At 33.0% G+C, this 7266-nt stretch carries 8 protein-coding genes; all 8 read left to right on the top strand.

The genetic code is table 11. From position 1 onward, the window contains the following. Nucleotides 1–602 precede the first annotated feature (602 nt). The 8 genes from FLB_RS01090 to FLB_RS01055 all read left to right on the top strand — a co-directional run bounded on the left by FLB_RS01090 (nucleotide 603) and on the right by FLB_RS01055 (nucleotide 7249). Entirely contained in the window at nucleotides 603–875 is a 273-nt protein-coding gene (locus FLB_RS01090) for a hypothetical protein (protein WP_064714124.1), read from the top strand. A gap of 299 nt (nucleotides 876–1174) precedes the next feature. Next, nucleotides 1175–2044, top strand: a complete 870-nt coding sequence (locus FLB_RS01085) for an ABC transporter permease (RefSeq protein WP_064714123.1) — start codon at nucleotides 1175–1177, stop codon at nucleotides 2042–2044. A 54-nt stretch (nucleotides 2045–2098) separates the two neighbouring features. Continuing rightward, the gene (locus FLB_RS01080; protein ID WP_064714122.1) at nucleotides 2099–3364 is read left to right on the top strand and encodes an ABC transporter ATP-binding protein; all 1266 of its coding nucleotides are present in this window, start codon (nucleotides 2099–2101) and stop codon (nucleotides 3362–3364) included. Nucleotides 3365–3369: 5 nt separating this feature from the next. Continuing rightward, nucleotides 3370–4065 (top strand): TylF/MycF/NovP-related O-methyltransferase, encoded by a 696-nt coding sequence (locus FLB_RS01075; RefSeq protein WP_064714121.1) that lies wholly within the window; start codon nucleotides 3370–3372, stop codon nucleotides 4063–4065. Nucleotides 4066–4069: 4 nt separating this feature from the next. After that, nucleotides 4070–4816 carry a class I SAM-dependent methyltransferase gene (locus tag FLB_RS01070; RefSeq protein WP_064714120.1) on the top strand — a complete coding sequence of 249 codons (747 nt, stop codon included), beginning with the start codon at nucleotides 4070–4072 and terminating at the stop codon, nucleotides 4814–4816. Beyond that, complete coding sequence (locus FLB_RS01065) at nucleotides 4813–5529, top strand: class I SAM-dependent methyltransferase (protein WP_064714119.1); 717 nt, start codon at nucleotides 4813–4815, stop codon at nucleotides 5527–5529. The genes FLB_RS01070 and FLB_RS01065 overlap by 4 nt, the downstream gene beginning before the upstream one ends. Before the next feature lie 3 nt (nucleotides 5530–5532). Continuing rightward, nucleotides 5533–6369: a glycosyltransferase family 2 protein gene (locus FLB_RS01060; RefSeq protein ID WP_064714118.1), complete on the top strand. Its 837-nt coding sequence runs from the start codon at nucleotides 5533–5535 to the stop codon at nucleotides 6367–6369. Then, nucleotides 6353–7249 carry a glycosyltransferase gene (locus tag FLB_RS01055; RefSeq protein ID WP_064714117.1) on the top strand — a complete coding sequence of 299 codons (897 nt, stop codon included), beginning with the start codon at nucleotides 6353–6355 and terminating at the stop codon, nucleotides 7247–7249. Before FLB_RS01060 ends, FLB_RS01055 begins: the two co-directional genes overlap by 17 nt. The last annotated feature ends 17 nt before the right edge of the window (nucleotides 7250–7266 follow it).

Here is a 7266-nt window from a genome sequence, read left to right as displayed (position 1 = left end):
ACACCATTTCAATATAGTCCAATTGTATTTTTGTCATATCGAGCGCAGTCGAGATGTGACGAGGGTTCTCGACTGCGCTCGAACTGACAAAATGGACTATTTTATAAGTTATAGGTATTATTTTTGAAAAGATTGTGGGGGAGAATGGCCACGAATGCACGAATTGTTTTTGAAAAGTTTGTGGGGAGAATGACCGCAAATTCGCTAATTGTTTTGAAAAGATTGTGGGGGAGAATGACCGCAATTTCGCAAATTTATTGAATTTTCTATTTTCGGGTTTGCTTTGTGAGATGCTGATTGATTATATTTTTTAACCCTTTCTGAGTTTTTGACTCTGAAAGGGTTTTGTTGTTTAGTACGGATGACCGCAAATTACTTCGTCTGTTCTATCGCTCGAGTCATGAATTATAGGAAACACCATTTCAATATAGTCCAATTGTATTTTTGTCATATCGAGCGCAGTCGAGATTTAACGAGGGTTCTCGACTGCGCTCGAACTGACAAAATGGACTGTTTTATAAGTTATAGGTATTATTTTTGAAAAGATTGTGGGGGGAATGGCCACGAATGCATGAATTGTTTTTGAAAAGTTTGTGGGGAGAATGACCGCAAATTCGCAAATTATTTTTGAAAAGTTTGTGGAGGGAATGGCCACGAATGCACGAATTCTTTTTGAAAGATTGTGTGGGGAATTGCCACGAATGCACGAATTGTTTTTGAAAAGTTTATGGGGAGAATGGCCACGAATGCACGAATTGTTTTTTGAAAAGATTGTGGGGAGAATGACCGCAAATTCGCAAATTATTTTTGAAAAGTTTGTGGGGAGAATGACCGCAAATTCGCGAATTATTTTTGAAAAGATTGTGGGGGAATAACCGCAAATTCGCAAATTTTTTTTTGAAAAGATTGTGGGGGGAATGGCCACGAATGCACGAATTGTTTTTGAAAAGTTTGTGGGTTGAATGGTCGCGAATTACTTCGTCTGTTCGCTATCGCTCGAGTCGCAAATTGGTTTTGATATTGGGACGGTTAAAAAACTAAAACTATGGTTGTTTTCTATCAAGTGTTGTCTGTTTTCATTGAGGCTTGTTGTTGTTTGTTATGCAAGATTAATGTTATCTTTGTCCAAACAATTTAGAGTGCCATTCTTTTTGGCTCTAGCTTATTAATATCCATGAATACCATACCTACTCAAAACGACGATTGGTTGTTTGAAATAACACCCAAAAATTCTTTTTTTTCGTTTCCTCTCAAAGAAGTATGGCACTATCGTGATTTGTTGTTGCTTTTTGTTAAACGGGACATCGTTACGGTATATAAGCAAACCATTTTGGGCCCCCTTTGGTATTTGATACAGCCTTTATTTACGGCGATCACTTTTACCATTATTTTTAATTCGGTTGCAGGTATACAAACTGGAACGGTACCACCTTTTTTATTCAATATGGCGGGGATTACCGTTTGGAATTACTTTACGGCCTGTCTAACGGGGACTTCGGATACGTTTCGAGCGAATGCTAGTATTTTTGGGAAAGTGTATTTTCCAAGAATTATTACGCCGCTTTCGATTGTGATTTCTAATTTGATCAAATTGGGGATTCAGTTTGGTATTTTCTTTGCTTTTTATACTTTCTTTTATTTTCAAGGTGCTGCCGTAGCCCTTCATTGGTCGGTTGTTTTTCTTCCGTTGCTTATTACTATTATGGGTCTTTTGGGCTTAGGGTTAGGTATGCTTATCTCTTCATTGGTTACTAAATACCGCGATTTTAGCCATCTCATAGGTTTTGGTGTGCAACTGTTGATGTATTTGTCGGCAGTGATGTATCCTCTGTCATTGATTGAAGACAAACTGCCTAAGTACGGATGGCTCGTTCATTATAATCCTTTGGCTTATATCATCGAAACGTCACGCTTTATGTTATTAAATGTGGGAACCTTGTCTGTAAACGGACTCCTTTTTACTTTTGTCGTAACGATGTTTGTTTTCTTTGCAGGTCTTTTGGTTTTTAATCGAACCGAGAAGCGTTTTATTGATACGGTGTAGGAAGTGTTCAGTAGTCAGTTTTTAGTACTCAGTTGATTTATAGTTCGATAATAAATGTGTAAAGATATTATTTTAAAAGCCGAAAACATCTCCAAACAATACCGCTTGGGTACTGTTGGAACCGGTACGCTCAGTCACGATTTGAACCGTTGGTGGCATAGAATACGAGGGAAAGAAGATCCGTATTTGAAGATAGGCGAAACCAACGACCGCAGTACGAAAGGGACTTCCGATTATGTTTGGGCCTTGCAAGACATCAATTTTGAGGTACAACGTGGCGAAGTGTTGGGCATCATTGGAAAGAATGGCGCTGGGAAGTCGACTTTATTGAAGATTTTATCCAAAGTCACCGCACCCACCACGGGGAGTATCAAATCGCGAGGACGTATTGCCTCTTTATTGGAAGTAGGCACTGGATTTAATGGAGAACTCACCGGACGCGAAAATGTCTATTTAAACGGTGCCATTTTAGGCATGACCAAAAAAGAAATCACCGAGAAGTTAGATGCAATTATAGCTTTCTCAGGTTGTGAACGTTATATAGATACTCCTGTTAAAAGATATAGTAGCGGAATGACCGTGCGTTTGGCCTTTGCCGTAGCCGCATTCCTAGAACCTGAAATATTGGTGATAGATGAGGTCTTAGCGGTAGGGGATGCCGAGTTTCAGAAAAAAGCTATTGGGAAGATGCAAGATATCTCGAAAGGCGAAGGAAGAACGGTCTTGTTTGTGAGTCATGATTTAAGTGCAATAAGCACTCTTGCTACAAGAACTATTGTTTTAAAAAATGGTAATATTTTTGCCATTGAAGAAACTAATAAAGCAATATCAATATATTCTTCTATGGATCAAGATGATAAGGTTTTTGTTCAAAAGGAAGTTATTGGTATGCCCTCGGTAACTAAAGTAGAAGTAGTTACTTCTGAAGGGGGAACATTGCAAGCAAACGGAAAATCTTTAATGATTAATTTCGAGATATTAATGCCTAAGGAAAATTACGAAAATTTGTCTCTTTCTTTTCAAGTTATTGACAATCTAAATAAAGCAGTTTTATTTGCTTATGTTTTTGATAATGATTCCCCAATTTGTAGAAAAAAAGGGATTAACAAAATAAATTATGAGTTTGATAACCTCAGACTTTATAAAGGGAACTATTATCTTAAGATTCATTTAGCAAATTCAAAAACAAGAGAGAAATTTCAAGAATTTGACTGTTGTGGTTTTGAAGTAGAGATGATTAATCAAAAAGAACCAGAATGGGGTTGGCAAAATAATGTTTGCCAATATATAGATGATGGTAAATGGACCACTGATTATTGATAAGAATGAAAAAAATAATAAAAACAATTGTAAGCAAATTAAAGTTAGCCTTAAAAGAGCAAAAGGCGAAAAATGTTTACAATAAGTATAAAGACTATACGATGATACCATCTTTAATCTTTATTGATAATGTATTGTTATGTGATAGCATCAATTCAATAGATGGTTGTGTCGTGGAGTGTGGTGTTTGGAGAGGAGGAATGATCGCAGGAATTTACGATTATTCAAAACTAAAAAGAAAATGTATTTTGTTTGATAGTTTTGAAGGATTACCCAGCGTGAAAGAAAATGATGGAGATGCAGCAAAAGTATGGCAGGAATCAAATAATGGAGTGGGCTTAGATAATTGCAAAGCAGAAATTTCTTTTGCAGAAAAAGCAATGAAATTAGCCAATTCAAAAGATCATAGTATTGTTAGAGGTTGGTTTGATCAAACTTTGCCTATAGCGAATATTAATGAACCTATTGCTATTTTGCGTCTCGATGGTGATTGGTATGATTCTACAATGGTCTGTTTAGTAAATTTATACCCTTTAGTTGCTGAAAATGGTATAATCATAATTGATGATTACTATGCTTGGGATGGCTGTTCAAGAGCGATTCATGATTATTTGTCACAAAATAATTTGCCTTTAAGAATTTCCCAGACAACAAATGGGGTATGTTATATAAAGAACACAAAACAAGGAAGAAAATTCTAAAATTATGACTCCAAAAGATTATAAAGATGATTTTCATGCTATACACTTTCAAAACTCAATAGATTCTGCTAATGAGGTAGTGCCACTATTTTTGTCTTACTTTAAGCCAAAAAAGGTTTTAGATATTGGTTGTGGACTAGGAACTTGGTTGAAAATATTTGAAGAAAATCAATGTGATATTTTCGGAATTGATGGCGATTATATTGCAGTCAAAGATTTGGTTATAGGAAGCAACAAGTTTAAACCCTATAATTTAAATTTAGAATACAATTTACAGACAAAATTTGATTTGGTTATATCATTAGAAGTTGCTGAGCATATTTTGCCGGAAAATGCTGAAATATTTATTGAATCAATGTGTTTGCATGGTGATGTTATCTTGTTTTCGGCTGCTATTCCTGGCCAAGAAGGAACTTTACATTATAATGAACAATACAATGACTATTGGATTGATCTTTTTTCTCAAAATGGTTATCAGTGTGTTGATTTTTTAAGACATAAAATTTGGAATAATAGCAAAATTAGCTGGTGGTACAGGCAAAATATTTTGATTTTTATTAAAGAAACAGAAATAAATAACCCAACTTATGACTTAATGACAAAAGAAAAAAGTCAGAACCAAAACTCGTATGTACATCCAGAATTGTATAAATACAAGTGCGCAAAAGTCGAAGGATTAGAGAAATTAGTAAATAGTCCGACTAAACTGTTGAAATATTATTTAAGACGAGTAAAAGCAAAATTGAAATGACAAGAGAAGCAAATCTTATTCGATTAGAAAATGTAGAAAAAATAAATATTTCAAATAGAGATTATTTAGTTTACTTATCTTTTCATAAAGAATTAAAGATAGCCATACAGAATTATGCTAAAGGTAAATTGTTAGATATTGGTTGTGGCAATAAGCCTTATGAGATTTGGTTTAAAGGGAAAATCTCGGCCTATATGGGTTGTGATATTGTACAGTCAAGTTTAAATAAAGTTGATGTTTTATGCGAGGCCAATAATATACCTCTTCAAAGCAATAGTTTTGAAACGATTATTTCTACACAGGCTATAGAACACATAGAAGATTATCAAGGAATGATTCATGAGGCCTTTAGATTGTTGAAGAATGATGGGTGTTTTATTTTATCAGGTCCTTTTTATTGGCATTTGCATGAAGAGCCCTATGATTTTTTTAGATTCACAAAATATGGGCTAAAATATATTTTAGAAAAATCTGGATTCGAAATAATTGAAATTACTCCAAATGGTGGAGCATGGGCGACTCTTGGTCAAATGATAAATCACACTTTTGGGTTTAATAACACCAATGCAAATTCAATTGCCAGAGGAATCAAATATCTGTTTCGTAAATTGAGAATTTATATTTTGGTAAATAGAATTTTTAGTTATTTGGATGCAAAAGATTTCAATTCTATAAATACAATAAATTATGTTGTTGTTGCAAGAAAAAAATAAATTATGATCCCAATTTTATCCATAATTATTCCTTGTTTCAATTCTGAAGCAACTTTAGAAAGCACTTTGGAGTCTGTTTTACACCAAGATTTTCAAGAGTGGGAAGCTATAATCATAAATGATGGTTCAATTGATTTAACTGAAGAGATTGCTTTAAAATGGATAAATCGTGATAACAGGTTTAACTATTTTTCAAAGCAAAATGAGGGTTTAGGTAAGACTAGAAATTTTGGCATTTCAAGAGCAAAAGGGAAGTATATTTTACCATTGGATTCTGATAATTTAGTAGCGAAAGATTTTGCAAATGAAGCGGTATCAATTTTAGAAAATAATATTAAAATTGGTGTGGTCCATGGTGATGCAGAATATTTTGGAGAAAAATCAGGATTATGGAAGGTTAATGAATTTGATTTGACTAAGATGCTCATTGGAAATTATATAGATGCTTGTGCAATTTATAGAAAAAAAAATTGGGTTGAGGTTGGAGGCTATGATGAGAATATGCCATATCAAGGTCATGAAGACTGGGAATTATGGATTGCTTTTGGTAGTATTGGAGTACAATTTAAATATTTAGATAAAATCACTTTTAAGTATAGAGTGACTAGCAATTCAATGATTAGATCCTTTACTGATACGATGGAACAACTAAACAAAGATTATATCTTTAAAAAATATAGTAAACAGTATCAGAAATCTTACAGAGATGTTTATTCGTTGTATAAAAAGAACGAAAGAAGATACGTTAATAATTTAAAAAGCGAAAAATTTGTAATTAATCTTTTCACAAAGAAATTTTTGGGAATCAGACTTTTTAATATTAATGATGAAATTATTTAAAATGATAAACAGTAATCCTTTAGTTTCAATATGCATTCCTACCTATAATGGGGGTAAGTTTATTAAAGAAGCGTTACAATCTGCCGTAGAACAAACATATAAAAATATTGAAATTATAATATCAGACGATAATTCTAATGACGAGACATTGATTATTATCAAAGATGTTCTAAAAGATTGTACCGTACCTTTTTATATTTATAATCACGAACCAAAAGGGATTGGTGAAAATTGGAATCATTGTGTTAAAAAGTCAAAAGGAACTTATATTAAGTTTCTTTTTCAAGATGATGTTTTAGCAATTGATTGTGTAGAAAAAATGATTAATCTAATAGAATCAGATCCGAAAATCGGAATGGTTTATTGCAAGAGGAACATTATTTATGATGCAAATAATCGTGATCATATTTCATGGATAAATAATTATGCAATACTTCATAAAAGCTGGTTTGAGTTTGAGGTTGAAGAAGGCATTACAAAAGGGACAACATATTTGAAAAATATTAATTTGATGAAAAATCCTTTAAATAAAATAGGGGAGCCGACTGCTGTTTTGATTAAAAAGGAATGTTTTGAGAAAATAGGATATTTTAATATAAAGCTAAAACAATCTTTAGATTTTGAATATTGGTATCGATTGATGAAATTTTATGACATTGGGTTTGTAAATGAGAAGTTGATTTTTTTTCGCTTACATCCTGACCAAGCTACATTTGCAAATAGAAAATCAAATTTGAACGAAATGGAATCTTTGAGAGAGTCATTATATAGAACTATATTTTGGCAGTTACACCCTGAAAGGAGATGGAAGCTTTTTAAAACTCAGAGTAAAATTGCTAATTTGGTTAGATTTTTTAAAAGATTATTGTCAAAGAATTAAGAACCCTTTTTTTAGAA

Origin of the sequence: Flavobacterium succinicans, assembly GCF_001662485.1 — a bacterium.
Taxonomy (GTDB): domain Bacteria; phylum Bacteroidota; class Bacteroidia; order Flavobacteriales; family Flavobacteriaceae; genus Flavobacterium; species Flavobacterium succinicans_A.
The sequence above is the reverse complement of the archived record's forward strand: the minus strand, read 5'-3'. Positions and strand labels throughout refer to the sequence as shown.